Here is a 25345-nt window from a genome sequence, read left to right on the forward strand (position 1 = left end):
GGGTGATCGACAAGCCGGACATCGACGAGCGGACGCTGGCGGCCGAGGTCGCCGCCGCCTGGTCGGTGGACGTCGTCGACCTGGTGTTCATGCCGGTCGGACTCGACGGGCAGGCGTGGGCGTACCGGGTGGAGACGTCCGACGGCGGGCGCTACTTCCTGAAGGTGCGGAGGGGCGACTTCACGCCGGCCGCCGTCCTGCTGCCCGGCTTCCTCCGGGCGCAGGGCCTTCGGCAGGTGGTCGCGCCGCTGGACCTTCCCGACGGTGGCGCCGGGCGCGGGTACGGAGACTATCGACTACTGCTCTACCCGTTCCACTACGGCGGCAGCCTGTGGGGGCGCGGCCTCACCGACCGCCAGTGGATCGAGTACGGCGAGTTCCTGGGCCGGCTGCACCGGGTCACGCCGAGCGCGGAGATCGCCGCCGTCCTGCCGGCCGAGACCTACCGATCGGGTGCGGGCCAGCGGCTGCGGACCTTCGGCCGGCGGGCCGCGACGAGCGAGACCCTGGGCGCCTTCTGGAAGCGGTACGGCGCCGCGTTGCACCGGTTGGCGGAGACCGTCGACGACCTGGCGTCGCGCGTGACGCCGGGGCAGCACGTCATCTGCCACGCGGACATCCATCCGGGCAACCTCATCGCCGACGGCGACGGTCCCCTGCACGTCGTGGACTGGGACGCACCGATCCTCGCGCCGCGCGAGCGGGACCTGATGTTCGTCTACAGCACCGACTTCGGCGACCACCCGATCGACGCGCGCCGGGCCGAACTCTTCCGCGAAGGCTACGGACCGCTGGAGCCAGACCCGGTCCTGCTGAGTTACTACCGCGGTGAGCGGCACCTCGACGACGTCGCGGCGTTTCTGGGCAGCATCCTCGATCCGGAGGCCAGTGCGGAGTCCCGGGCCAACGATCTGCACTGGCTCACCCGGATCGCCGAGGCGGTCGCCGCGCGTCCTGATCTCACTGCGGATGCAAAGGGACGACCCCCGTCCCGGGGGGGGGGGGAAAGTGACCTGACGTAGCAGCGAGTGTGATCGAGTGCCGTACCGCGTGGTCAGACGCGCTGGTCGTGCCGTCGAGCATGATCGAGAGTCGCTACGCGGTACGGCGCTCGCTGACGATCCGCTGACGATGCGAGTAAAGGCCGAGGCTCCCGGTGCCGGCAGCCTGCTTCCCGGCTAGTTCAGGCGCCTGGGCATGGGGTCGACGCCCCGGGACCGTCCACGGTAGGTATTCCGCTTCACTCGTCAGCGGTCGGGCGAAGGCGCTCCCACTGTGGGTCGTAACAGACCAGCCCGCGATCTGCCGCCATGCGCGCCGCCTCGGCCGACACCTCCTCGCACACGCTGTACCGCATGGTGAAGTAGACGAACGGGCCCGACGCCTCGTCCATCAGGGGACCAGCGGACCAGGGGCTCACGTCGTACTCGTCGTCAGGCATGTCAACCCACCGCTCAAGCAGTGCAAGGACTTAGGCGCGAATCCCCGGGGTGGGTGGCAGCTCCTCACCCTCCAGGTACTCGGCGTAGAGCTGGTCATAGACCTCCCCAGCCGCACCGTCGTCGGCCGGCAAATCGCCTTCCCAGACCGCCAAGTCGTAACTCATGCTGGCAGCCCGCCCTCGACGCGGCGGTTGCCACAGGCGCCGGCGTCTCGCCTGAAGCTCTGCCCCGCAATCAGTGCTGTCCGGCTGCGTCCTTCACCTCGAACGTCCGGCCTCCCGGCGCTACAGCTGCACCGAGCCCGGCTCGTTGCTGTCGACAGCCCATTGTGATCGAATCCGTGCGGCCAGCGCGACTGCGCCAAAGAGACCAAGATGACCCAGGCACCCAGCCGTCAGAAGCTACCTCCCGGTCGCCGCCTTTTCGCAGCTCTGGCCTTGGACGTGCTCACCTCGTGCGGGAAGCTCCGCGGTGGCTGGCGCATATGCCTCTTGTCTCTCGCCGATACACTCGCCTCGGTACTCACCGCGGGCTTAAGGCGTGTTTCAGAAGTCGTGGTGGCCGGTGAAGGTCGCGGCGTGGCGGTGATCGACAACTGAAGAGGTCTCCGGTATCTGGTTCTGCGACCAAGCAAGAACTTCATACCGGAGACCTCGTGGCCACCTTAGCGGTGACGAGGCGGTACGACCTCACCGACGCTCAGTGGCAGCGGCTCGCTGCGCTACTGCCGGCCGCGTCGGCGAAGGGCCGGCCGCCGAAGTGGCAGAAACGGCAGCTCATCGACGGGATCAGGTGGCGGATCCGGATCGGGTCGCCCTGGCGTGACGTCCCGGCCGAGTACGGACCCTGGCAGACGCTCTACGGCCTGTTCCGTCGCTGGCAGCGCGACGGCACCTGGGACAAGATCCTGGCCGCGTCACAGGCCGCCGGCGATGCGCAAGGCCGGATCACCTGGACGGTCAGCGTGGACTCGATGACCAGCCGCGCCCACCAGCATGCCGCCGGCGCCCGCAGAGACGGCCACCTGCAGAAAGAGCCACCCGGCGGCGTGCACGACGAACCCGCCGATCACGCCCTCGGACGATCTCGCGGCGGTCTGACCACCAAGACGCATCTGGCCTGTGAGCAGGGACAGAAGGTCCTATCGATGGTCGTGACCGCCGGGCACCGTGGTGACAGCCCGCAGTTCATCCCGGTCCTGCGTCGCATCAAGGTGACCCGTCTCGGGGTGGGCCGGCCCCGCACCTGCCCCGACCTGGTCCTGGCCGACAAGGCGTACACCAGCCGTGGAAACCGCGCCTACCTGCGCAAGCGCGGGATCAAGGCGTGCATCCCGAGTAAGACCGATCAAGACGCCCACCGCAAGGCCAAGGGCAGCCGCGGCGGGCGCCCGCCGAAGTTCGACCGAGACCTCTACCGGATGCGACACGCCGTCGAGAACGGCATCAACAGGCTCAAGCGCCACCGCGGCCTGGCCACCCGCTACGACAAGTTAGCCGTCCGGTTCCAGGCCGTCCTGACCATCACCATCATCTGTGAATGGCTCTGACCGGGCTTATGAAACACGCCTTAGGTCGCCTAGCGATGAAGAACGTCGGACTCCTAACTGACGTAGCGACCGACGGCGTCCCAGCAGCCCTGGTACCTGCTGGGATCAGCGGCCGCGGTTTCGCCACGTTCCGAGCCGCCGACGACCTGCGACCCAAGCGCTCGCGGGCGGAGGCGCGGCGGCCCTATGTCCGCCCAAGCTTGACGGCGCGAGCGGCCCCGCTTCGATCTCGATCTCGCTCAGGCAGTCCACCCACGAGAGACCTGGACGGGCTGCTTTATCCAGCACTATCGAGGCCTGACTTTGAGGGCTGCAACGACTCCAGATCCGCAACAAGCGACTTTCGATCGTATCTCTTTAGCCAAAAAGTCAACGCCCTTATACTATCCTGACGCTCTTCGTCGCTAAGGTCACGTACGAACGCAAGAAGGATCTCTGCCACCTGGATCCAATAGTTCTCGGGATCGTAACTTGCAATGCGCTTCGAAAGTTTTTCAAGGTGCGTCAACACCGACTCGTCCAAAGAACCCTTGTTCTCAAGAAAATAGAAGGTAAGCGCCATATCAGGTTTTGTAAGTACGCGTCGGCGAAACGTCTCTATGCGCTGGACATGGGCTTCCTGGTCCTCATTTTGCTGGCGGCGTTCGCTGCGTCGCACCGCTCGCCGCAGGGCTGTCGACAATGAAATAGAGTCGACCGTGACCGTAGCCTCGACCCACAGTAGCTGAACGCACGACTCCTTCAGCCCCGCAGGGAGACCCATCCGCGAGTTAATCCGATCTTGCACAAGTGCAGCCCGGTTCACAGGTTCACGCGATGCTTCCACGTGGACCACTTCCGAAACATGCGTGCGAATGGCAGCGAGCGGGTCATGATGAACCGACGCAGACGGAAGCAAATGCCATCGTACGGTCAAGGAAACGTGGAAGCACAGGTCCTCGTCCGCGCTCCTAACAGCCGGAAGATCGAAACGGTACTGTTCTAGTTGAGGCCCTCGCCTCCAACGGAACCACTTACTCATCCGACCGCGCTTCGTTAGGCAAGGACGCGACGTTCGGGAGAACGGGATCTCGGTTCGACGCCATTAGAATAAGCTCATCGCGTATCCGCTGGCGATCGCTTCCGTATTCTCCCGCCGAACTCGGCTGCCACCGAAAAGCCAGGTTGTCAAGGCTTACTCGACGAGTAGCATGAAACATGCCGTCGCCCGATCTATGCACGGAGTCAACCAGGACCGAAAGCAGCTCTATCCTAAACTCCTCCGATGCTAGAGCGGCTTCCATGAAAAGAGCAAAAGCTGCATCGGCCTTCGAGTCAGGGCGCCTCTGGTTAAAGACAGAACGCCAGCCCTTAACCAGGAACTCGCGCCCAGTCTCAAGGGTCGCCACATCAAGATTTCCGTCGCTGGAAAGTAGAATGGGAAGTGAACCACTGGGTTCAGTAAGACTTGCAAGGGTAGTGAAGGCCCGTCGACCAGCCCCGCTCTGAGCTTCTTGAGGGGAGTCAAGCCACTTCGCAATCTCAGAACGAATTTGGTCTCGCAAATCGAACCGAGCCCAAAGGGAGAAGGTCGCCTCTTCCACAGCTTTCCGAACTTTCGGATCGAAGCTCTTAGCTAGGTGCCCGAGTCGGTACAGCATCAGCTTAGGGTAGATAGCGCCCACGGGGCCCCCGCACACTTGCGCCACGATTACTTGAACCCGAGGGCTTATTTCTGTGTCACTTTTTGACCAGGTGAGCATCCTTGCTCGCATGTTACTTCCGAGAACACTATCGAGCGCGGCTGCTGATAGCAGAGCCTCGGCCGATGGAGCGGCATTCTCGTGCTCCGCCCATGCCAGAACGGCCTTCTCGACCAACTCCAAGTCGTTGCGTTGGATACTCCATCTGAGAGAATATTGCCCCACTCGGTCAGCAATCTCTTGAGCGGACTTCCCCTCGTGGCGGAGAGGCAGGCTCGTGGCCCAACTCATGAAATCCCCACGAAGGTGCATTCTGTCAAGCCAAAAGTAGTCCAGCACTGCATTCGCGAATCCAGTACGGGCGTAGGACACAGAGTCGTCGTCAGCCAACGTCGCGTTAACATCGTCGAGTAACTCAATAAGGCCAGGGCCCGTTTGGCCGGGCGCGACTGGTTCAGGCTCTCGGAATGTCTGAGCTAGCTCTTCTGCAGCGGTGTAAATATCGGCAGCGGAGGCGTCTTCGAGCAAGGCCGTGGCCAGCAAAAAGTTACGACGCCTGCTATCCGGATTCTTTCTATGCCATTCCAATAAGTCGGTCCGCCAGTTGCCCCGAGACTTAATTACATTCGCTACTCTTAAACGGAACGCGTCGTCAGCATTTAGCTTACTGGCAGTGGTAGCTATACCTGAGTCCGCATGCGCGAAGTGTTCCTCCCGTATCGCCTCCGCCCATTCAACGGCTCGGGCGGGAGGAAGGTTTTCCAGGTACCGTCGCAGTTCACCATCGCCAGTCCACCGTTCAATGTCGGCAGGTGACAAGGAAGGATTGAGGTGCTGCAGTCTGCGTTCGATAACCTTTACAGCGTCGGGGGGGCTAAGTTCTACTGCAAGGTGCATGGCGCCCGCTCGGGTCTTCTCCCACAGCCCACGACGAATTACAACCACGAGAAAGGAATCCGTTGAGGTAAGTAGGGCGCTGCTGGTTGCGAGAACTCGGCCGAAGTTCAGTGCAACCGAGTCGATGTCTCCACGTAGATCGAGAATCCACCCCGTAGGTCGGCGCGAAACCAGGTTTTCAGTAATAAAGCCATCGCCCGGCTCTCGTCGCACTTCCCGGAGCTCCAGCCCTCCCTGCTCGTGCAAGAGCGACACCGCCGCGCTGTGTCTTCCGGATTGATAATCACCCACGAGCACCACAATACGGCTTTGACGAAGCCGCTCGGCTGCCGTGCTGATATTATCAGGCGGCTCGAAGAGTGCGGCTACTTCACTTACATAATCTGACCGCAGGTCATGGGAGTCCAGCATTCGACGCACGGTTTGGTGCAGAACTCCAACTATAACCCCTTCATTGTGGGATACTTCCTGTTTGATCGATACGAGCGCATCCTCGCTGTTGTCGAACGGTAGATTCTCTTGGACTCCAAAATCCTCGCTATTCTGGGAACGGGTGTTTTCAGGCGATAGTTGGGCAGCCGCGTCACGGCTCGTCGACTCGCTAGGAGAATCGGATCGGAGGTGGTCGGCTTGCTGTTCATGCGGACTTAGAATTGACTCGGCGCCATATGTCCCCCCCGCCGGCTCAGACGATGGGGCGACTTCCGTCTTATCGGGATCTTCGGTATAGGTCGAAACATTCTGCGCCAACCACAGCGACCTATCTGAAACCATGTCGCTCGCTGAATTATGCGTCCAGGACGAGCCGGTGCCGTCGGCGGGGCGGCGTGCCTGTGAGGACTCACCCGTATCGGCTCTCTTGGCGCCCTCCGGTCCTATGTCCGTCGACGGGCTGACTGCATCATGGTCAGAACTAATGGCAACGCGCTCATCTGGGTGCATTCTCTGGCTCCGAGGAAAGAAGCGAATTGTTTTATCCCAACCTTTTGATTCGCGCGCCAATTACAGAAGAACCAGGCTGACTGTCTTCCACCTTCTGACTTACTTCCGCGCTTGCTTTTCGACCGAAGCCATCAGCATCGAGGCCGATAACCTCTCCGGCCACACGTTTAATGTCTTGGTCGATTCTCACGCCGGATTCCGGCCTTTTTTCGCCTTTGAGCGTGAAGTACTGCCCATACACCTCTTCGAGGAGACTTCTCGCTTGCGCCAAGTTTCGGAAGAGGCGAGAATCATCGGCTCGCAGGATCTCAGGATGGTCGTTGTAAACGCCGAGAGCGTTTGCGAGGGATGCCAACTCGTCCGCGCGTTGCTCGACTAGCGCTTCGTCGACTTGGAAGGGCCCAAGCTCTCCCTCGAATACCTCTGGGACATCCGGGACCTCCCTAGCTTCTATCTTTTCGTTTGAGGCTCGCCGCCGGTCGAGCAAGGCGCTCAGACGTCCAAAAAAAAATCCTACCGTTTGGCCAAGTGCAGCCCCAGTCAATGTTGGAAAGTCGATAAATTCAGTCATCCGGCCCACTCTTTCATTGCTCTTTCGCCCGATTGACGCTGGCAGAATTGCCAATGTACCAACCTCGGATAGCTTCCAACTGTCGCTAATCCGACTCGCTTTGCTGGTGCGCGCGTGGTCCACAGTCCATCGGCAGCACCGGCGGCGATAGGCGTTGGCCCGCCACGACCACCGGTTCTCAATCTGTACTGAAACCTGGTCTAGCAGGCCGTCACTGGTGCATGGGTGTCCACCCTCACCTGCCGGTCGGCGGCCTCCTCGTCCCGCACGTCGCCATCATCGGCTGCCAGCCGTTGCCTCTGGTGCCGCTGAGCCGAATCTTCATGCCGGACAGCACCGGTCGCGGAGGCGACTCCGCCGCAGAACGACCTCTACTGCTCAGACATGTGCCGCGTGACCGCCTTCCGAGCACGGAGACGGGCCCAGCGATACGCGATCGGCTGGACAAGCAGCCGCTGCACCAACGCTCGGCCGTTTCCCTTCCTGGCACCCCAGCGGCGGGTGCTCCACTCGGGTTGCAAGCGGTAGCTACTATCCCTGCCACTAAGCCACGCCCAACAGCTGAGGACATCCGCGGATGACAAGTGCAGAGGTGCAAATTCGAGCGGGCGTACCCGGGACAGGTATGCACCGGCTGGACACCGGGCGATACGCCTACCCGGCCACGACGAGCGACATTGCGAAGCTACTAAAACTGAACGGCTTCGGTGTTACATACGATCACGAACGCGATGAGCGCGTTCAGGTAAGCCACAATGCGGCCGATGCGTGGTTGCCGGTGCTCGCCTTCGCCCAATCTGTCTTAGCTAACATTCCAGCAAATATTCTATCGACGATCATCATGCAGTACTTCGGAGAGATTGGCCACAAAGAGAAGAATCTGCACGTGAAGTTCATTGTCACCTCGCCCGACGGCAGCGAGCGCAATTTCGAGGCGCATGGACCAGGGCAGGAAGTGGTGGAGGCAATCAATGCCTTTCAACGATCACACGCTGGCTGAGGGCAAAAGGATCCTTAGTAGGGGGCGCAGAAGGTTTGAGAGCGTCGCCCACTTGCTTCCACTTACCGGACCGACCGACCAGCTGCACAAAGAGCTTCGGGAGGCCCTACGCACTCTGCGTAGCGCGATGAACTGGCTGGAGGACTCGCCTCGGTTCGAGATTGCCCACCTGATGCTCGACGAGGCCGGCCGACTTGCTCGAACATACTTTCCACGAGGCTGCCGATTTCCCTACGAAGACGGGGCGTATCACCAGCGATGCCCAGTCGCGCTTGCACACAACCGAGTGGGCTTGAGTCCAGCTTTCGCGATCAGCGATATCGAATGCTCGGTGTGCAACCTAGACCCAGAAGACTGTGACCACATAGCGGGATTCGAATACGATGGCCAACGGTGCCATCATGTAATCACAGATTTCGAACTGCTGGAGATTTCTATTGTCGGGAGGCCAAACATGCCCGATGCTCGGATACAGTCCCTTAGTATTGGAAATCACGAGTTCCGCGCTCGACTCGGCGAACGGTTCAAACCTGGCATGAATGTTGTCTGTGACCGCTGCCTCAATGAATGTGATGGAATTGCGCGGAACTTCGAGAGATCTTCCCACTAGCTCTTCCAGTTCCCATCAAACGTTGCCATTGCCTCTGGTGCCGGACCACACGTCGGTGAAGCGGGCTAGGTCCAGCATCCGACCAGCGCTCCAAGCAGCCCGAGGATTAGAAGAAGATCACGGGCGGCTGGACATCGGCGCCTGGCTGGACGGTGCGGCCGGCGGGCTTTCGGCGACCGGGACCGACTCGCCACGTGGGGGATGGTGACCGTGGGCTTCGTGAGCAAGACGCCGGCCGGGACCTACCGGGCGAACTGGCGGGACTCAGCCAACCGACAGAAGGCCAAGACGTTCCGCACGAAGAAGGAGGCGAACGCGTACCTCGCTGAGGTGGAAGGCGCGATCAACCGGGGCACGTACGTCGACCCGCACGCCGGGCGGATGCGGTTCGGCGAGTTCGTGACGCGGTGGCTGGCCGGGCGGTCGGTGGAGGTTCGGACGGCCGAGCGGACGGAATCGATGCTGCGGGCGCATCTGCTGCCACAGTGGGCGGAATGGCCGTTGGCGCGGATCGACTACCTGGCGGTGCAGGAGTGGGTGACGAACCTGGGCCGGGCCTTGGCGCCCTCGACGACGGCTAAGCACCTCGGCATGCTGTCGATGATCCTGCAGACGGCGATCCGGGCGCGGCTGATCGCGGTGAACCCGTGCGAGGGGGTGCGGATACCGCGAAACCGGGCTGGTGAGGCTCGCGCCGGCACGATCAGCCGAGAGGTCTTCCTCGGCCGGCTGCTGCCTGCCGTGCCGGCCGAACACCGGGGGATCGTCTGCGCCGCCGCCGGGGCGGGACTGCGCTGGGGTGAGTGCGCGGGCCTGCCCTGGGAAGCGGTCAACCTCGACCGAGGGCTCGTGCACGTCGCCCAGGTGGCGGTCGAGACCCACGGCGGGGTCGTGCTGCGGGCGTACCCGAAGACTCGGGCCGGCGTGCGCGCGGTGCCGATGCCTCAGTTCCTCGTCGACGAGCTACGCCGGCGGCGCGGGGCCGGCTCGCCGGACGGCCGGGCGCTGGTCTTCGCCGACCGGGACGGCGGGCCGCAGCGGCGGTCGAACTTCCGGCGCCGGGTGTGGCTGCCGTCGCTGGTACGGGCCAGCCTGCTCGGCCGCGTGACCGAGGTGGCGCCGGGCCGGTGGCTGGCGGTATGGCCGGACCGGGACGGGCGGGAGCAGCGGACGGAGTTCGCCACGGAGGCGGCGGCGGTTGCGCACGCGGCGGCCTCGGCGGTCGGGGGGCTGCGGTTCCACGACCTGCGGCACTCGTACATCACGTGGCTGGTGACGGACGGGGTGCCGGTCAACGTGGTGCGGCGGGTGGTGGGCCACGAGAAGGCGTCGACGACGCTTGACCGGTACACGCACACGCCCGACGACTACGCCGATCGGGTCCGGCTGACGTTCGCTGACGATTCGCTGACTTTCCGCCCGGAGCCGCACCCGGCCGATCCGGAGAACCCGCCTCCACCTGCGCCGAAAGGGGAGGCCACAAAGGGACGACCCCCGTCGGGGGGAGACGGGGGTCGTCTTGTGGTTCGGCTCCGGGGGGGTCGAGCCGAACCGACTCAGCGGTTACGGGGGGTGCAACCGCCGAGGCCCATCGACGCCGGGTATGCGAACTCCCGCCGCGAGGACAAGCATGCCGCAGTCGACCCTTATACGTCGAGTGTTGTTCACTCCACGCAAAGCTAAATTCATCGATAGATGCCTGTGACCGCCGTCACTCCACCGGGTGCTCATCGGCTTTCGCGACCCGGGCGGACGCCTCGACGCCTCCGGTCGGGCTAGACTTTCGCGCCGTGGGCCGTAGCGCCGCTTTCTTCGATCTCGACAAGACCGTCATCGCCAAGTCGAGCGCCCTGGCGTTCGGTCGGCCGTTCTACCGGGACGGGCTGATCACTCGGCGTGACGTGGTCAAGTCGGCGTACGCGCAGTTGATGTTCCGGCTGGGCGGCACCGACGAGCAGACCATGGCCCGCACCCGGGACTACCTCGCCACGCTCTGCAAGGGCTGGCCAGTGGAACAGGTCCGCCAGATCGTCGCGGAGACACTCCACGAACTGATCAACCCCTATGTGTACGCCGAGGCGGCAGCCCTCATCGAGGAGCACCAGGCCGCCGGGCGGGACGTGGTGCTGGTCTCGGCGTCCGGCGACGAGATGGTCCGGCCGATCGGTGAGCTGCTCGGGATCACCGACGTGATCGCCACCCGGATGGGCGTGGTGGACGGCCGGTACAGCGGCGAGGTCGAGTTTTACGCCGCCGGCCCGAGCAAGGTCGAGGCGGTCAGCGAACTGGCTCTGGAGCGCGACTACGACCTGGCCGACTCGTACGCGTACTCCGACTCGTACTCCGATCGGCCGCTGCTGGAGTGCGTGGGGCATCCGACGGTGGTCAACCCGGACCGGGCGCTGCGCAAGCTGGCGGTGGAGAACGCGTGGCCGGTGCTGGAGTTCCGGCACCCGATCCCGCTGGGCCGCCGGCTGCGCGAGCGGCCGGCGGTGCCGGTCGCGGCGGCGGCGCTCGGCGTGGGCGTCGGCGTGGCCATCGGCATCGCCTGGTACGGCCGGCACCGGCGCACCCGCGCCGCCGCACCCACCGCCTGACGCCTCGCGCCCGTCAGGACGCGGCGAGGATCTCGTCGCCGATCAGCGTGATCTGGTCGGCGCCGACCTCCACCGCCGTCATGTAGTGCCGCAGCCAGGAGCGCAGGCCGTCGGGCGTGCCGGTGGCGAACGCGCCGGCCGCGCCCACGTACTCCGGTTCGCGCTCGCGGTGACCGACGTCCACCGCGACCAGCCCGCGGGGGTCGAACCCGGTGGAGATCAGCACCAGCCGGGCGGCGGCGCGGGCCACCACCCCGGACGGGCCCGGGAACGGGCGCAGGTTCAGCAGCTCGCCGTGTACGACGGCGGCCAGCACCAGCGGTGGCACCTTGGTGCCGCCGGCGACCAGCGCGGCCAGGCCGTCGAGGCGGGCCGCGACCACCGGGTCGGCGACCGGCCGGCCCAGTTCCTCCTCGGTCACCACGTCGCGGGCGGCGAGTACGTGCAGCCGGGCCATCACCTGCCGGGGGGCCTTCGGCCAGAGGTCGCTGAGGCCGGGTAGTGCCCCGGCGACCCGCAGCGCGCCCTGGAGCACCGGGTCGGTGACGGTGCCGGCGCGTACCTCCTCGCGGTCGTGGACGCGGCCCTCCAGCGCGGCGCTGGCCACGGCGGAGCGGAGGCTGACCTCGGCGGCGACCTGGCCGCCCTGGCGGCGCAGCGCGCGGTGCCGGTGGGCCAGGTCGACCCGCTCGCGGGCCTGCTCGACGGCGGTGGCGACGTCGGCGAGCGCGAGCAGCGGGGCGAGCGGATCGGTGGTCACCCCGTCACGCTAGCGACCGCCGGGCCGGTATCCGCCTCCGCCCGCCGGGAAAGTGACGCCGTCGGCGTCGCGCGGTGCACTCGGCGCGGGGACGGGGCCGCTCGGCGCGCGGTGAGGGGCCGGGCGGTCGCGGCCGGGGTACGCCGGGACTAACCTTCCCCGCATCAGGAGACGCAGGTCACGCGACGAAGGAGTCACCGCATGAGCGAGGCATTGGCCAACTTGCTGAACGAGACGCGCCAGTTCCCGCCGCCGGCTGAACTCGCCGCGAACGCCAACGTGACCGCCGAGGCGTACGAGGAGGCGGCCGGTGACCGGCTGGCCTTCTGGGAGCGCCAGGCCGGCCGGCTCGCCTGGGCCCAGCCGTGGGAGCAGGTGCTCGACTGGTCGAACGCCCCGTTCGCGAAGTGGTTCACCGGGGGCAGGCTCAACGTGGCGTACAACTGCCTGGACCGGCACGTCGAGGCGGGCCGCGGCGACAAGGTGGCGATCCACTGGGAGGGCGAGCCGGGCGACACCCGTACCGTCACCTACGCCGACCTGCACAAGCTCACGTGCCAGGCGGCGAACGCGCTGACCGAGCTGGGCGTGACCGCCGGTGACCGGGTGGCGATCTACCTGCCGATGATCCCGGAGGCGGCGGTGGCGATGCTCGCCTGCGCCCGGATCGGCGCCACGCACAGCGTGGTCTTCGGCGGCTTCTCCGCCGACGCGCTCACCAACCGGATCCAGGACGCCAGCGCCAAGGTGGTGATCACCGCGGACGGCGGCTTCCGCCGGGGCAAGCCGTCGGCGCTCAAGCCGACCGTGGACGAGGCGGTGGCGAACTGCCCGTCGGTGGAGCACGTGCTGGTGGTCCGGCGTACCGGTGAGGAGGTCGCCTGGTCGGCGAAGGACCACTGGTGGCACGAGACGGTGGAGACGGCGTCGCCGGAGCACGAGGCGCAGGCGTTCGACGCCGAGCACCCGCTGTTCATCCTCTACACCAGCGGCACGACGGCCCGGCCGAAGGGCATCCTGCACACCACCGGCGGCTACCTGACCCAGGCGTCGTACACCACGCACGCGGTGTTCGACCTGAAGCCGGAGACGGACGTCTACTGGTGCACGGCCGACATCGGCTGGGTGACCGGGCACTCCTACATCGTGTACGGCCCGCTCTCCAACGGCGCCACCCAGGTCATGTACGAGGGCACCCCGGACACGCCGCACAAGGGCCGGTTCTGGGAGGTCGTCGACAAGTACAAGGTGACCATCCTGTACACCGCGCCGACGCTGATCCGCACCATGATGAAGTGGGGCGAGGACATCCCGGCCGGGTACGACCTGTCGTCGCTGCGCCTGCTCGGCAGCGTCGGTGAGCCGATCAACCCGGAGGCGTGGATCTGGTACCGGCAGCACGTCGGCCGCGGCGAACTGCCGGTGGTGGACACCTGGTGGCAGACCGAGACCGGCGCCATCATGATCTCGCCGCTGCCCGGCGTGACCGAGGCGAAGCCCGGCTCGGCGATGAGCCCGCTGCCCGGCATCGTCGCCGACGTCGTCGACGACCAGGGCCAGTCGGTGCCGAACGGCGGCGGCGGATACCTGGTGCTGAAGGAGCCGTGGCCGTCGATGCTGCGGACCATCTGGGGCGACGACAACCGGTTCCTGGAGACGTACTGGTCCCGGTTCGGCGCGGGCGCGAACACCGGCGGCGAGTGGGTCTACTTCGCCGGTGACGGCGCGAAGAAGGACGACGACGGGCACATCTGGCTGCTCGGCCGGGTGGACGACGTGATGCTGGTCTCGGGCCACAACATCTCCACCACGGAGGTGGAGTCGGCGCTGGTCAGCCACCCGTCGGTGGCGGAGGCGGCGGTGGTGGGCGCGACCGACCCGACCACCGGCCAGGCGATCGTCGCGTTCGCCATCCCGCGCGGCAGCGCGGAGATCTCCGGTGACGCGGGCGAGCAGCTCATCGCCGAGCTGCGTAACCACGTGGCGAAGACGCTCGGCCCGATCGCCAAGCCGCGGCAGATCATGCTGGTCCCGGAGCTGCCGAAGACCCGCTCCGGGAAGATCATGCGCCGGCTGCTGCGGGACGTGGCGGAGAACCGGTCGCTCGGCGACGTGACCACGCTCCAGGACTCCTCGGTGATGGAGTTGATCTCGTCGGGGATGAGCGGCGGGAAGTCCGACGAGGACTGACGACGACTGACGACGAGGGGGCGGGCCGCCGGGCGGCCCGCCCCCTCGTCGCATCCGGGATCCGCGCCGGTCGATCGGGGGAGCCGGGACTGACCTGATCGGCCAGAGGGCCTGATCAACTCTGTCGATGTCGCTCGTCGTCGGTTACGTTCAGCCAGCCGGCGGATTTCGACGAGCGTCACTGAGACGGCCGGTCCCTCACCATTCCCTACGAACGGAGTGGCATGCTCCCCATGTCGCAGCACAGGGCACGGCGACGCTTACTCGTCGCACTGCCCGCCATCGCGCTCGCGGCCACGTCACTGACCGTGACGGGCAGCGCGGCGGCTCAGCCGGCCCGGTCCGCACCGGTCACGATCGGGGCGGACGAGCACTACATCAACTACGCCGAGCCCGAGGTCCAGCCGGACACCGGCGGCAAGGAGGTGAAGGGCCGCGACGGCATCTTCTCCTCGCCGGCGGACGAGGCCCGCGCCTACGACCGCAAGTACGCCGGGGGCAACCCGATCGCGGCGCGCGAGCTGGCCAAGCTGGAGGCCAAGTCCATCCGGACCGGCCAGAGCCCTCGCAAGATCAAGAAGGCCAAGAGTACGCAGACCGCCAAGCTGCTGACGCTGCTCGTCGAGTTCAACGACAACGCCAACGACGACTTCACGAACGTGATGGTCCCGAAGACGGTGTTCGAGGACCGCACCTGCGTTCCCGGCACCGTGCAGAACGGGCCGCGGCACAACACGATCCCGAACCCGGCCACGCTGCCGCACAAGGACAACAACTCGATGTGGGTGCCGGACTTCTCCCCGGCCCACTACGACAAGATGCTGTACAGCAAGAAGGGCATCACCGAGCGGGTCCGCAAGGATCTGAAGGGGCCGGACGGCAAGCCGGGCATCAGCCTCGCCGGGCGGACCATGCACAACATGTACCTGGAGATGTCCAAGAACGCGTACACCGTGGACGGGCAGGCCAGCCCGTGGATCACGGTGCCGCACTCCGAGGGCTGGTACGCCGCCTCGCGCTGCTTCCAGGACGAGAACGGCAACTGGGTCGCCGGGCGTGAGCAGTCGATGAACGGCCACCCGGACAACCCGCAGGGCGCCGGCCGGCTCGCCACCGACGCGATCGACGCGCTGGCCGCGGCCGACCCGGACTTCCCCTGGGCCGACTACGACATCGAGGACCAGAGCGACCGCGACGGCGACGGCAACTACCACGAGCCGGACGGCGTGATCGACCACCTCGTGCTGGTGCACGCCAACCAGGGCAAGTCCCGTGGTGGCGGCGACGTCGGCATCTACTCGGTCTGGGCGCACTCCTCGACCGTGGCCGGTGGCTACACGATCCCGGGCACCAACCTGAAGGTGTCGAACTACATCGTGCAGCCGGAGGACGCCGGCGTCGGCGTCTTCGCCCACGAGTTCGGGCACGACCTGGGTCTGCCGGACCTGTACGACACCTCCGGCAACGCCGACTCGGACGTGGACTTCTGGGACCTGATGGCGTCCGGCTCGCACTCCGGCGAGATCTTCCAGGCGCTGCCCACCCACATGGGCCTCTGGGACAAGTGGGTGCTGGGCTGGGCCGAGCCGAAGACGTTCGGGCCGGGTGACCGGTCCAAGCTGGTCAACCTCGGACAGACGTCGCGTACGCCGGTCGGCACCGAGGACGGCATCAAGATCGACCTGCCGGACAAGGTGATCTCACTGGCGACACCGCACAGCGGCGGGAACATGTGGTACTCCGGCGCCGACCAGAACTGGGCCGACGTCAAGCTCAGCCGCACGGTGACCGTCCCGAACGCCGCGGACGCGAAGTTCTGGATGTGGAACAACTACGTCATCGAGGCGGACTGGGACTTCGGCTTCGTCGAGGTCTCCACCGACGGCGGCGCCACCTGGAACGAGCAGAAGGTGTACGCCGAGGGCGGCGCGCTCGTCTCCACGAACGACGGCTACGCCGACCCGAACGGCCGCATGGTCGACTTCGGCAACAAGAAGTACGGCCTGACCGGCGGCACGAACGGCTGGCGGCACGACTACGTCGACCTGTCGTCGTACGCCGGGCAGACAGTGCAGGTGCGGCTGCGGTACGCCACCGACGAGGCGTTCGTGGAGCGCGGCTGGTTCGCCGACGACTTCTCGGTGACCGGCGGCGGCGCCACCACCTGGAGCGACGACGTGGAGAGCGGCGCGGCGGGCTGGACCCAGACCGGCGGCACCTTCACCGACACCAGCGGCGCGGGTTGGTACATCGACTCGGGCACCCAGGTGAAGTCGCACTACTACCTGGCCGAGTGGCGTAACTTCGACGGCTTCGACAAGGGCCTGAAGTACACCTACGACACCGTCTACTCGCACGAGGCCTGGAAGGTCGACCGGATCGCGTACAACGCGCCGGGCATGCTGGTCTGGTACCGGGACACCCAGCTCGGCGACGTCAACCACGTCACCGCGCAGATGACCGCGCTGCCCAGCTACGGCGCCAAGGGCGGTCTGCTGATCGTCGACTCGCACAACGACCCGCTGCGCCGCAAGGGCGTCGCGGCCGAGAAGGACCCGTCGGTGCTGAAGAACCTGCCCAGCCGGCCGCAGTCCTCCAACGCCGCGTTCGGCCTGAAGCCGACGTACCCGTTCAAGGAGTGCCTGGAGGCGGCGGACGAGCCGTACAGCGAGTACTGCACGAAGTTCGGCCCGCAGGCTCCGGTGCGCGGCTTCACCGACGCCAAGGGCTGGTACCCGGGCATCGAGATCCGTGACGGCGCCGCGTACTCGCGGGACAACGACGCCTCGGTGGTCATCCCGTCGCGGGGCAACCAGCAGTACACGACCCGGGTGGTGAACCCGGACGGCACTCCCGCGACGGACTACTACGGTTCGACGCTGGGTGGTGGGGCGATCGTGCTCGGCACCGGCAACCCGGGTGACGCGGGTGTCCAGTACGGCGTCTCGATCATCATCAAGCGGGCCGCCAAGGACAACTCGTACGCCCAGGTGTACGTGGTTCCGCCGCGCAACTGAACGGTACGGTCAAACCGGAACCGGAATGACCGAAAAATGATCTGAACGGTATCGATGGGGGAAGGGCCGGGAGCGTGAGTGCTCCCGGCCCTTCCGCGTAACCAATTGATCCATGACTGTCACTGCACTACATGATCGACACATCGCTGCTGGTCAACGACTCGGTGACGGTGCGGGGTGTGACGGCGGAAAGCATCCCCAACAAAAAGTTGCTACAAATCGACGCACACATCTTCCCACCAGTCGCAGCAGTGTCTATGTTCACCCTTGGTCCCACTAGTGGGACGTTCCACCGGCCCGTACCCCCAGTTGGGCCGGTTCCCTCACACCGGAGGTACCACGTGCGCAAAGTCGCAGTGGGTCTGCTCGGGCTTTCGCTGACCGCGACGGGGCTGATGGCAGGCACGGCCGCCAGCGCCGCGCCGACGCCGAAGCTGCCGGCCGCCGCTCCGTCGGTGGCCGAGCCTGCGCAGGCTGAGCACGACCTGCCCAACCCGCTCGAGGAGAAGCGGCGCGCGCTGCGCCAGGAGGGCCTGAGCGAGGTCCTGTCCGGCAGGGCGAAGGCCCAGAAGATCAACGGCAGCACGGTCGTCAAGGTCGGCGAGCGGGCTGCCGAAGGTGCCGCGGCGGGCAGGTCCGCCAAGAGCACCAAGGCCGGCAAGGGTCCGACCAAGGACCAGTACGTCGAACTCTCCCGCGAGCGGACCGACAAGATCTTCGTCATCCTCGCGGAGTTCGGCGACGAGCGGCACCCGAACTACCCGGACCAGGACACCGACCCGGACACCCCGGGCCCGACCCGGTTCGACGGTCCGCTCCGCAACCAGATCCCGCAGCCGAACCGGGCGGTGGACAACTCCACCGTGTGGCAGGCCGACTACAGCGCCGACCACTTCCGGCAGCTGTACTTCGGCACCAACCCGGGTGACGAGTCGCTGAAGCAGTACTACGAGGCCCAGTCCTCGGGTCGGTACAGCGTCGACGGCGAGGTCACCAACTGGGTGAAGGTGCGGTACAACGAGGCCCGCTACGGCCGTTCCGACGGCTACCCGTGCGCCTCGAACGTCTGCACCAACACCTGGGCGCTGGTCCGCGACGCCGCCAACCAGTGGGTCGCCGACCAGAAGGCGCAGGGCCGCTCCGACGCGGAGATCGCCGCGGACGTCAAGGCGATGGACGAGTGGGACCGGTACGACTTCGACGGCGACGGCAACTTCAACGAGCCGGACGGCTACATCGACCACTTCCAGATCGTCCACGCCGGCGGCGACCAGGCCGACGGTGACCCGTACCAGGGTGAGGACGCCATCTGGAGCCACCGGTGGTACGCCTTCGCCAGCGACCAGGGCAACACCGGCCCGGAGAACTTCCCGGCCGGCGGCACCCAGATCGGCAACACCGGCGTCTGGATCGGTGACTACACCATCCAGCCGGAGAACGGTGGCCGGAGCGTCTTCTACCACGAGTACGGCCACGACCTCGGTCTGCCGGACGACTACAACGTGGTCAGCGGTGGGGACAACAACAACGAGCACTGGACCCTGATGGCCCAGAGCCGGCTCGGCGCCAAGAACGACGGCGGCATCGGCGAGCGCGGTGGCGACCTCGGTGCCTGGAACAAGCTCCAGCTCGGCTGGCTCGACTACGAGGTCGTCGTGGCCGGCCAGAAGCGCACCCTGGAGCTGGGCCCGCAGGAGTACAACTCCAACAAGGCCCAGGGCGCCGTGGTGGTGCTGCCGCAGCGGGAGTACACGTTCCAGAACGGCAAGCCGTTCGAGGGTACGAAGCAGTTCTTCTCGGGCAACGACGACGACCTGAACACCACGATGACGCGCACTGTCGACCTCACCGGGAAGACCAGCGCCGCGCTGTCGATGAAGGGTCGCTACAGCATCGAGGCGGACTACGACTACCTGTTCTTCGAGGCGTCCACCGACGGTGGCCAGACCTGGACCTCGCTGCCCGGTACGGCCAACGGCACCCCGCTGAAGGAGATCTCCCCCGGGCGCTACGCCCTGGACGGCTCCAGCAACGACCAGTGGGTCGACGTCAACATCCCGATGGACGCGGTCGCCGGCAACGTCGTGCAGTTCCGGCTGCGCTACCAGACGGACGGCGGTGTCTCCGAGGGCGGCTTCTACGGTGACGCGATCACCGTGACCGCCGACGGTCAGACCCTCCTCACCGACGGCGCCGAGGCCGGTGCCAACGGCTGGACCCTCAGCGGCTTCAGCATCGTCGAGGAGACCTACACCCGTAAGTTCGACAACTACTACATCGCCGGCAACCGGTCGTACGTCTCGTACGACAAGTACCTCAAGACCGGCCCGTACTTCTTCGGCTACGCGAACACCCGCCCGGACTACGTGGACCACTACGCGTACCAGGAGGGTCTGCTGATCTCCTACTGGAACCTCCGGTTCGCGGACAACGACACGTTCGCGCACCCGGGTGAGGGTCGGAACATGATCATCGACGCGCACCCGCGGCCGATCTACAACCTGACCGGGGCGCCCTGGCGGGCCCGTGTCCAGGTCTACGACGCGCCGTTCAGCCTGAAGAAGGCCGACTCGTTCACGCTGCACCTCAACAGCCAGCCGCAGTACATCCGCGGCCAGGCGGCGCAGCCGCTGTTCGACGACACCAAGCAGTACTGGTTCCCGGAGCTGCCGAACCACGGCGTCAAGCTCCCGGCCACCGGCACCAAGATCAAGGTTCTGGAGCAGAACGGCACCTCGCTGAAGGTCCGCTTCTCCTGATCCACTGATCGACGCACCACACGATGCCCGGGCGGTTCACCCGCCCGGGCATCGCCCTTTCCGGGAACCCGGCGTACCCCGCCCGCGTCCCATCCGTTCGACACCCGCACCACGCCGGCGGGCGCCCCGCGAGGGCGCTGATCGCCGGCGCGGCCGAGACGGAGGATCCGTGTCCGACGACCACCAGCCGGCCGCGAGCGGCCCCGCCTCGCCCGCCGATCGCCCCACGCCGTCGTCCGCCACCGACCTGCCTACTCTTCGGCGGCCCACCGGGCCGCCGAAGACGCCGACCGACAACCGGCCGACGGGCGTCGTCGCCGGCTGGATCACCCGGGGCGGCTCCGGGCCGTGCTACGGCCTGATCGACGAGAACGGCACGGAGTACGCGGTGTACGGCCCGAACGCCGGTGAGCTGCGCAAGGGCGACCTGGTCACGCTGCGGCTCACCGCGCGGGACCGCTCCGTCGACTGCGGACCGGGCATCCCCATGCGGATCATCGAGGAGTGACAGCCGGTGGCAGGCCGCTCACGACGCCGGGAGTCGGCCCGGGTGCGCGGTTCCGGGTGACCGCCCGGAGAAATCCCTGATCCTCGTCACCTGCGGGTCCGGTGGGTGACCGGCGGCCCTAGGCTGTGCCCCATGACCGACCAGCGCGGCGGACCCGTCGACGACTCCTGCGTCCTGCCCGAAGGGCCGTGGACGCACCGGTTCGTCGGCGCCAACGGCAGCCGGTTCCACGTCGTCGAAGCGGGCACCGGTCCGATGGTGCTCTTCCTGCACGGCTTCCCCGAATACTGGTACGCCTGGCACGAGATGCTGCCGGCGGTCGCCGACGCGGGCTTCCGCGCGGTAGCGGTCGACCTGCGCGGTTACGGCGCGAGCGACAAACCACCCCGGGGGTACGACGGCTACACGCTCGCCGCCGACGTCGCCGGCCTGATCCGGGCGCTCGGTGAACGGTCGGCCACCGTTGTCGGCACCGGCGCGGGCGGACTGATCGGCTGGACCGCCGCCTCCTTCCACCCGACCCTGGTCCGGCGGCTCGTGGTGCTCGGCGCGCCGCACCCGCTGCGACTGCGCGCGGCCATCTTCGCCGACCCGCGCGGCCAGTTCGCCTCGGCCACCGCGACGCTGAAGTTCCAGCTCCCCCGCTACGAGCACGTGCTGACCCGCGACGACGCCGCCGAGGTGGAGGAGATCCTGCGCCGGTGGGGCGGGCCGCGCTGGGTGTCCGGCCCCGGCTTCGCCGACTACGCGCACTGCTGCCGGGTGGCGATGCAGATCCCGCAGGCCGCGTTCTGCGCGATGGAGGGCTACCGCTGGGCGTTCCGCTCGGTGCTGCGGCTGCACGGCTACCGCTTCGTGAAGCTGATGCAGAAGCCACTGGTCACGCCGACCCTGCAACTGCACGGCGCCCTCGACCGGGCCTCACTTCCCCGTACCGCCCAGGGCTCCGGCCGCTACGTCACCGCCCCGTACGAGTGGCGGCTGCTCGACGACGTGGGGCACTTCCCGCACGTGGAGGCACGCGATCTGGTGCTCGGCGAGATCCTGCGCTGGGCGAAGTCCTGACTCAGACCCGCTGCTCGCCCAGGTCGGCCACCTCGGCCGCCGGCGCCCAGCCCTGGTAGACGCCGAAGTCGAACGCCTCCAGCCCCATCGCCTCGGCCACCGGCCAGCGCCCACCGGTGTACTCCAGCCGCAGCCAGCCCTCGTGCTCGGCCAGCACGATGAACGGCTGCCCCTGCCAGGTGCAGGTGGTCCGCACGTACGCCAGATCGTCGACCTCGGCGGCCGGCACCACCCGGACGTACCGGCCGGGGCGTACCTCGGTGAATCCCTCGTCCGGGCCCGGCTGGTACAGGCGGATGTCGTCGCCGTCGGGGCTGGCCTGGTACTCCCGGCCCCGCCAGCGGGCCACGTAGCCGTCGCGGCTCACGCCTCGTCCGCCTTGCGCCACAGCAGCTCGTCGGTGTCCAGGACCGCGACCAGCCTGCTGTCGCCGTCCGCACCGACCCGCCACAGCTCGGCGCCGTGCGGAAGCCGGGCGCTGTCCACCTTGAACTCGGCGATCACATCGCTGCTCTCCCCCGGCGCGAAGCCGTTGCCGCGGAACGGGGGCCGCTCGATCACCCAGCCCTCCATCGCCCGCATCGCCGCCTCGTTCGGTCCGCCGTACGGGATCCGGTAGAGGCTCGGCCGGTAGGCGGGCCAGCGCAGCAGGTAGATCTCCTCGTCGTCGGGGGAGAACGGCGAACCCGGGTGGCCGAGCCCGAGCGCGCCGTACAGCTCCGCCGGGGTCCGCAGATGCGCCAGCTCCCCGGCCCGGTGCACGAAGCCGGAGACCCGGTCGTAGCCACGCTCCAGGTAGTACGCGAGCTGGCTCGCCGCGATCACCTTCTGCATGGTCACCGGCCGGTTCGCGGCGATGGTGGGCGCCTCCGGGCGCTGTCGTTCCGCCGGCTGCGGCGCGGCGGCCGGCTCCGGGTCGTCGCCGAGGCCCACCTCGGCCGCCCAGTTGGCGAGCGCGAGGACCTGCTCCCCCGGGTACGTCGCACCGACCGGGCTGCCCGGGTTCACCCGGAACGACCAGGCCACGTCCGGCCATCTGCGGATGAGCTGCACGAACTTGACCCGTACCGTCTCGATCTGGCCCTCGGTGTGCTCGGCCAGGCGTTCCGGCGAGGTGTAGACCGAGACGCACCGCTCGCCGTCGACCTGGTCGGCGTGCCAGACGAAGCCGCTGTCGCCCGGCCGGCTGCCGGCGGCCGAATCGGGCGCGACCGGCAGCAGCACCCGGGCCAGCAGCAGGGTGGTGAGGAAACCGTCGGTGCTGCCGCTGCCCGCAGCGGCCAGCAGCTCCTCCTCGACGTCGTTCGCCGGTACGAACTCGGCGGCCGGCGGGGCGTCTGTCGTGGCGGGTGCCGCGGGCTCCGCCGTCGGCGGGGACAGCGCGACGGTGGCGTCGCTGGACGCGAACAGCGACGTGGTGACAGGTTCGTCGTCGCTTGTCGCCGGCTCGAAGAGGGAGACGGTCGGCTGCTCTGCCGGAGCGGGATCGGACAGCGGCGTGGTCGGTGCGGGGTCGAACAGCGAGACCGTCGGCTCAGCCGACGACGACGCGAACAGCGGCGCCGTGGCCTCGCCTGCGGAGGACGACGGCTCGAACAGCGACGTGGTCGGCTCGGATGCCGAAGCAAGTGGCGCCGTCGGCTCGGCCTCAGCCGGCGACGTGGACAGCGGCGCGGTCGACTCGCCCTCAGCCGGACCTGTCAGCGGCGCGGTCGGCTCGGCCGGCACCCGGTCGAACAGCGAGACCGTCGGCTCGGACGACGACGCGAACAGCGGTGCCGTGGCCTCCGCTGCCGGCGGCGACGGCTCGAACAGCGACGTGGTGGGCGCGGACGTGAGCGACACCGTCGAGTCGTCGGGCCCCGAACTCCGGTCCGGTCCACCGAGGTGGGTCGGCGCCGGCTCGGCGAGGTTCACCGTGTCGTCGGCGACCGGCCGGTCCACGGAGAGCGGCATCGTCGGGTCGGCGGTGCCGGCCCAGGGCGCACCCTCGGCCGGTTCCGCACGCACCGGGCTGGTCGGCTGCGCGGACCGGACCGGTTCCGGCTCGGTCAGGTCGCGGGCCTCGATGACGGTGCCCTCGATGACGATGGGTGTGAAGTCGCGGCGCGACGCGGGCGGCGCGGACACCGGTTCGGCGATCGACGGCGGCAGCTCCTCCACCGGCTCGTCGATCGTCTCCCACCGCGCGGTGTCGCCCTCCGTGCTGCCCGGCGCGGCCCCCCACCCGTCGGCAGTGGCCGGTCCGGCGTGCGCGGCGGCCGGTCCGGCCTGCGCCGCAGCGGCCGGTGCGGTGTGCGCAGCCGGGGCCGGGCCGGTGTGCCGCCGGGGCAGCGCCTCGGTCGCGTCCTCGGACGGGCGGGTCGGCCGGAACGCCTGGGTGGCCTCCTCCGACCGGGGCACGGCCGACGGCTCGTCCGTCCGTGTCGGGAAGGCCTGGGTCGGCCCCTCGCGTACCGGCTCGTTCAGCGGCCGCCGACGCGGAAACGGCTGTCCGCCGGCGAACCGGGTCGGCGGGGCGGCACGCTCACCGGCCCGGCGCGACGGGTCCAGCGGCGACGGGCGACGGGCCGAGCGGCCGCCGGACGAGGGCTCGAAGAAGGAGCGGGCCGGGGGCGGAGCGGCGGCGGCCGGTGGCTCGTCGGCGGGTGCCGCCGAGGCGGCGGCGAACGGGTCCGGCTCGTCCGGGCGCCGGCGCAGGTCGGTGAGCCAGCCGTCGAGGGCGTCCGTGTCCGGCTCGGCGCCGGAAGCGGTCCGGCTCCGGACGTCGCCGTCCGGCCCTCGGCGGCGGGGCGGCACGGTGGGCAGCCGTCGCCCCAGGACCGAGGCGGCCCGCATCGGCACCGTGGGCGGCTCACCGGCCTCCGTCAGCCGCTCGTCCCGGCCGGGCGAACCGGCGACCGGCGGCACGGCCGGGGGCGGCATCGCGGGTGGCGGCACGGCCGGGGGCGGAACAGCGGCCGACGGGACGGCGGCATGGGGCACCGGCGCGGGCGTGACGACGGCCGGGGGGACGGGGACGGCAGGCGGGCGGGGCGCGGCCTCGGGCACCGTGTTCCGGGCTCCCCGGGTGGCGTTCTCCACGCGTTCCAGCCGGGCGCGGGCGCCCATGGTGCGGCCGGGGAGGCGGACGTCGCCCCGGGATAGCTGAGCCACGTGCCAGGCTGGCAGGTAGCCCTCGATCGGCAGGCCGGGATTGACCGCCAGCCACCACTCGGGGTTGGGCCAGCCGGCCGCCAGATCCGGGTAGGGGACGCGGCGGGTGGCACCCGCGTTCTCCCCCAGGCTCGCGCGCAGCGCGGCGACGGAGGTGAAGGCCAGGACGTGGGTACGACCCCCGGCGGTCCAGGTGCCCCACCCGGCGGACGGCCCGCTCGCGATCGGAAGCAGCAGATCGACGCGGGTCAGCACGCGGAAGTACTGCTGCTGGTCCTGCGCGCGCAGCGCATCCCGCATCGCCACCTCGGCCTCGGTGGCCGGCTCCCATCCGGTCACGGCCACCTCTCCTTCCGCGAACAGGCCACAGGCATCGCATACAACCTACAAGGTGGCGGCAAGATCAGGACTTTTGCCCATCGACGGGCCGCCCCGAAGTGAGCGAAGCGCTAACATCCCGTTCCGGAGCCGACACGCTACGGAGGTCGTCGATGTCTCGGCCAGTCGCGTACCCCGTCGTGGCCGCCCTGGCGACGCTCCTCGTCACCGGAGTTCCGGCCGCCGCGGCCGCGGCTCGCGCGCCGGCCGGCTGCGCCTCGC

Annotated in this window: 18 protein-coding genes; 10 read left to right on the forward strand and 8 right to left on the reverse strand. The window is 67.9% G+C overall.

The features are described from left to right. Positions 1-2 precede the first annotated feature (2 nt). The gene (locus tag AC2CHG_RS08025; RefSeq protein WP_484524456.1) at positions 3-1022 is read left to right on the forward strand and encodes a phosphotransferase enzyme family protein; all 1020 of its coding nucleotides are present in this window, start codon (positions 3-5) and stop codon (positions 1020-1022) included. Between the two features lie 218 nt (positions 1023-1240). Here the strand turns inward: AC2CHG_RS08025 and AC2CHG_RS08030 are convergent, their stop codons facing one another. Both AC2CHG_RS08030 and AC2CHG_RS08035 read right to left on the reverse strand, forming a co-directional pair. Further along, positions 1241-1441, reverse strand: coding sequence for a hypothetical protein (locus AC2CHG_RS08030; protein WP_484524457.1), 201 nt, complete (start codon positions 1439-1441; stop codon positions 1241-1243). 30 nt (positions 1442-1471) lie between these two features. After that, complete coding sequence (locus tag AC2CHG_RS08035; protein WP_484524458.1) at positions 1472-1606, reverse strand: hypothetical protein; 135 nt, start codon at positions 1604-1606, stop codon at positions 1472-1474. 506 nt (positions 1607-2112) lie between these two features. Between AC2CHG_RS08035 and AC2CHG_RS08040 the strand changes: the two genes are divergently transcribed. After that, the gene (locus tag AC2CHG_RS08040; RefSeq protein ID WP_484524468.1) at positions 2113-2991 is read left to right on the forward strand and encodes an IS5 family transposase; all 879 of its coding nucleotides are present in this window, start codon (positions 2113-2115) and stop codon (positions 2989-2991) included. A 277-nt stretch (positions 2992-3268) separates the two neighbouring features. On the opposite strand, the gene AC2CHG_RS08045 is transcribed toward AC2CHG_RS08040, so the two are convergent. From AC2CHG_RS08045 to AC2CHG_RS08055, 3 genes are all read right to left on the reverse strand, one after another. Beyond that, the gene (locus AC2CHG_RS08045) at positions 3269-3826 is read right to left on the reverse strand and encodes a hypothetical protein (RefSeq protein WP_484524459.1); all 558 of its coding nucleotides are present in this window, start codon (positions 3824-3826) and stop codon (positions 3269-3271) included. Positions 3827-4004: 178 nt separating this feature from the next. Next, positions 4005-5981 carry a hypothetical protein gene (locus AC2CHG_RS08050; protein ID WP_484524460.1) on the reverse strand — a complete coding sequence of 659 codons (1977 nt, stop codon included), beginning with the start codon at positions 5979-5981 and terminating at the stop codon, positions 4005-4007. A 562-nt stretch (positions 5982-6543) separates the two neighbouring features. Then, positions 6544-7083: a hypothetical protein gene (locus AC2CHG_RS08055; protein WP_484524461.1), complete on the reverse strand. Its 540-nt coding sequence runs from the start codon at positions 7081-7083 to the stop codon at positions 6544-6546. Between the two features lie 577 nt (positions 7084-7660). On the opposite strand from AC2CHG_RS08055, the gene AC2CHG_RS08060 reads away from it, so the two are divergent. The 3 genes from AC2CHG_RS08060 (at position 7661) to AC2CHG_RS08070 (ending at position 11290) form a co-directional block, all read left to right on the forward strand. Then, positions 7661-8083, forward strand: coding sequence for a hypothetical protein (locus AC2CHG_RS08060; protein ID WP_484524462.1), 423 nt, complete (start codon positions 7661-7663; stop codon positions 8081-8083). 829 nt (positions 8084-8912) lie between these two features. Continuing rightward, complete coding sequence (locus tag AC2CHG_RS08065) at positions 8913-10376, forward strand: tyrosine-type recombinase/integrase (protein ID WP_484524463.1); 1464 nt, start codon at positions 8913-8915, stop codon at positions 10374-10376. A 107-nt stretch (positions 10377-10483) separates the two neighbouring features. Next, positions 10484-11290, forward strand: coding sequence for an HAD family hydrolase (locus AC2CHG_RS08070; RefSeq protein WP_013283636.1), 807 nt, complete (start codon positions 10484-10486; stop codon positions 11288-11290). Positions 11291-11303: 13 nt separating this feature from the next. On the opposite strand, the gene AC2CHG_RS08075 is transcribed toward AC2CHG_RS08070, so the two are convergent. Beyond that, a complete protein-coding gene (locus tag AC2CHG_RS08075) occupies positions 11304-12050 on the reverse strand; it encodes a Fic family protein (protein WP_135242913.1) in 747 nt (248 codons plus the stop codon). 201 nt (positions 12051-12251) lie between these two features. Here AC2CHG_RS08075 and acs point away from each other — a divergent pair, with 201 nt between their 5' ends. The 5 genes from acs (at position 12252) to AC2CHG_RS08100 (ending at position 21589) form a co-directional block, all read left to right on the forward strand. Beyond that, on the forward strand, positions 12252-14240 hold the full coding sequence (gene acs / locus AC2CHG_RS08080) for an acetate--CoA ligase (protein WP_484524464.1): 1989 nt from the start codon (positions 12252-12254) through the stop codon (positions 14238-14240). A gap of 233 nt (positions 14241-14473) precedes the next feature. After that, complete coding sequence (locus AC2CHG_RS08085; RefSeq protein WP_484524465.1) at positions 14474-17257, forward strand: immune inhibitor A domain-containing protein; 2784 nt, start codon at positions 14474-14476, stop codon at positions 17255-17257. 356 nt (positions 17258-17613) lie between these two features. Continuing rightward, entirely contained in the window at positions 17614-20016 is a 2403-nt protein-coding gene (locus AC2CHG_RS08090; protein ID WP_366618913.1) for an immune inhibitor A domain-containing protein, read from the forward strand. Between the two features lie 169 nt (positions 20017-20185). After that, positions 20186-20524, forward strand: coding sequence for a hypothetical protein (locus AC2CHG_RS08095; RefSeq protein WP_262015333.1), 339 nt, complete (start codon positions 20186-20188; stop codon positions 20522-20524). Between the two features lie 132 nt (positions 20525-20656). Beyond that, positions 20657-21589 (forward strand): alpha/beta fold hydrolase, encoded by a 933-nt coding sequence (locus AC2CHG_RS08100; RefSeq protein ID WP_484524466.1) that lies wholly within the window; start codon positions 20657-20659, stop codon positions 21587-21589. Between the two features lies 1 nt (position 21590). Here the strand turns inward: AC2CHG_RS08100 and AC2CHG_RS08105 are convergent, their stop codons facing one another. Both AC2CHG_RS08105 and AC2CHG_RS08110 read right to left on the reverse strand, forming a co-directional pair. Continuing rightward, positions 21591-21956 carry a hypothetical protein gene (locus tag AC2CHG_RS08105; protein WP_013283629.1) on the reverse strand — a complete coding sequence of 122 codons (366 nt, stop codon included), beginning with the start codon at positions 21954-21956 and terminating at the stop codon, positions 21591-21593. Then, positions 21953-25084 carry an SseB family protein gene (locus tag AC2CHG_RS08110; protein WP_484524467.1) on the reverse strand — a complete coding sequence of 1044 codons (3132 nt, stop codon included), beginning with the start codon at positions 25082-25084 and terminating at the stop codon, positions 21953-21955. The genes AC2CHG_RS08105 and AC2CHG_RS08110 overlap by 4 nt, the downstream gene beginning before the upstream one ends. Between the last annotated feature and the right edge of the window lie 261 nt (positions 25085-25345).

It is taken from the genome of Micromonospora sp. ATLC20, assembly GCF_057196585.1.

What these genes read in the sequence shown, in the direction of transcription:
- AC2CHG_RS08100 (WP_484524466.1), top strand. Translation starts at nt 20,657, where the DNA reads ATGACCGACCAGCGCGGCGGACCCGTCGACGACTCCTGCGTCCTGCCC.
- AC2CHG_RS08060 (WP_484524462.1), top strand. Translation starts at nt 7,661, where the DNA reads ATGACAAGTGCAGAGGTGCAAATTCGAGCGGGCGTACCCGGGACAGGT.
- AC2CHG_RS08050 (WP_484524460.1), bottom strand. Translation starts at nt 5,981, where the DNA reads ATGCTGGACTCCCATGACCTGCGGTCAGATTATGTAAGTGAAGTAGCC.
- AC2CHG_RS08055 (WP_484524461.1), bottom strand. Translation starts at nt 7,083, where the DNA reads ATGACTGAATTTATCGACTTTCCAACATTGACTGGGGCTGCACTTGGC.
- acs (WP_484524464.1), top strand. Translation starts at nt 12,252, where the DNA reads ATGAGCGAGGCATTGGCCAACTTGCTGAACGAGACGCGCCAGTTCCCG.
- AC2CHG_RS08030 (WP_484524457.1), bottom strand. Translation starts at nt 1,441, where the DNA reads ATGCCTGACGACGAGTACGACGTGAGCCCCTGGTCCGCTGGTCCCCTG.
- AC2CHG_RS08035 (WP_484524458.1), bottom strand. Translation starts at nt 1,606, where the DNA reads ATGAGTTACGACTTGGCGGTCTGGGAAGGCGATTTGCCGGCCGACGAC.
- AC2CHG_RS08085 (WP_484524465.1), top strand. Translation starts at nt 14,474, where the DNA reads ATGTCGCAGCACAGGGCACGGCGACGCTTACTCGTCGCACTGCCCGCC.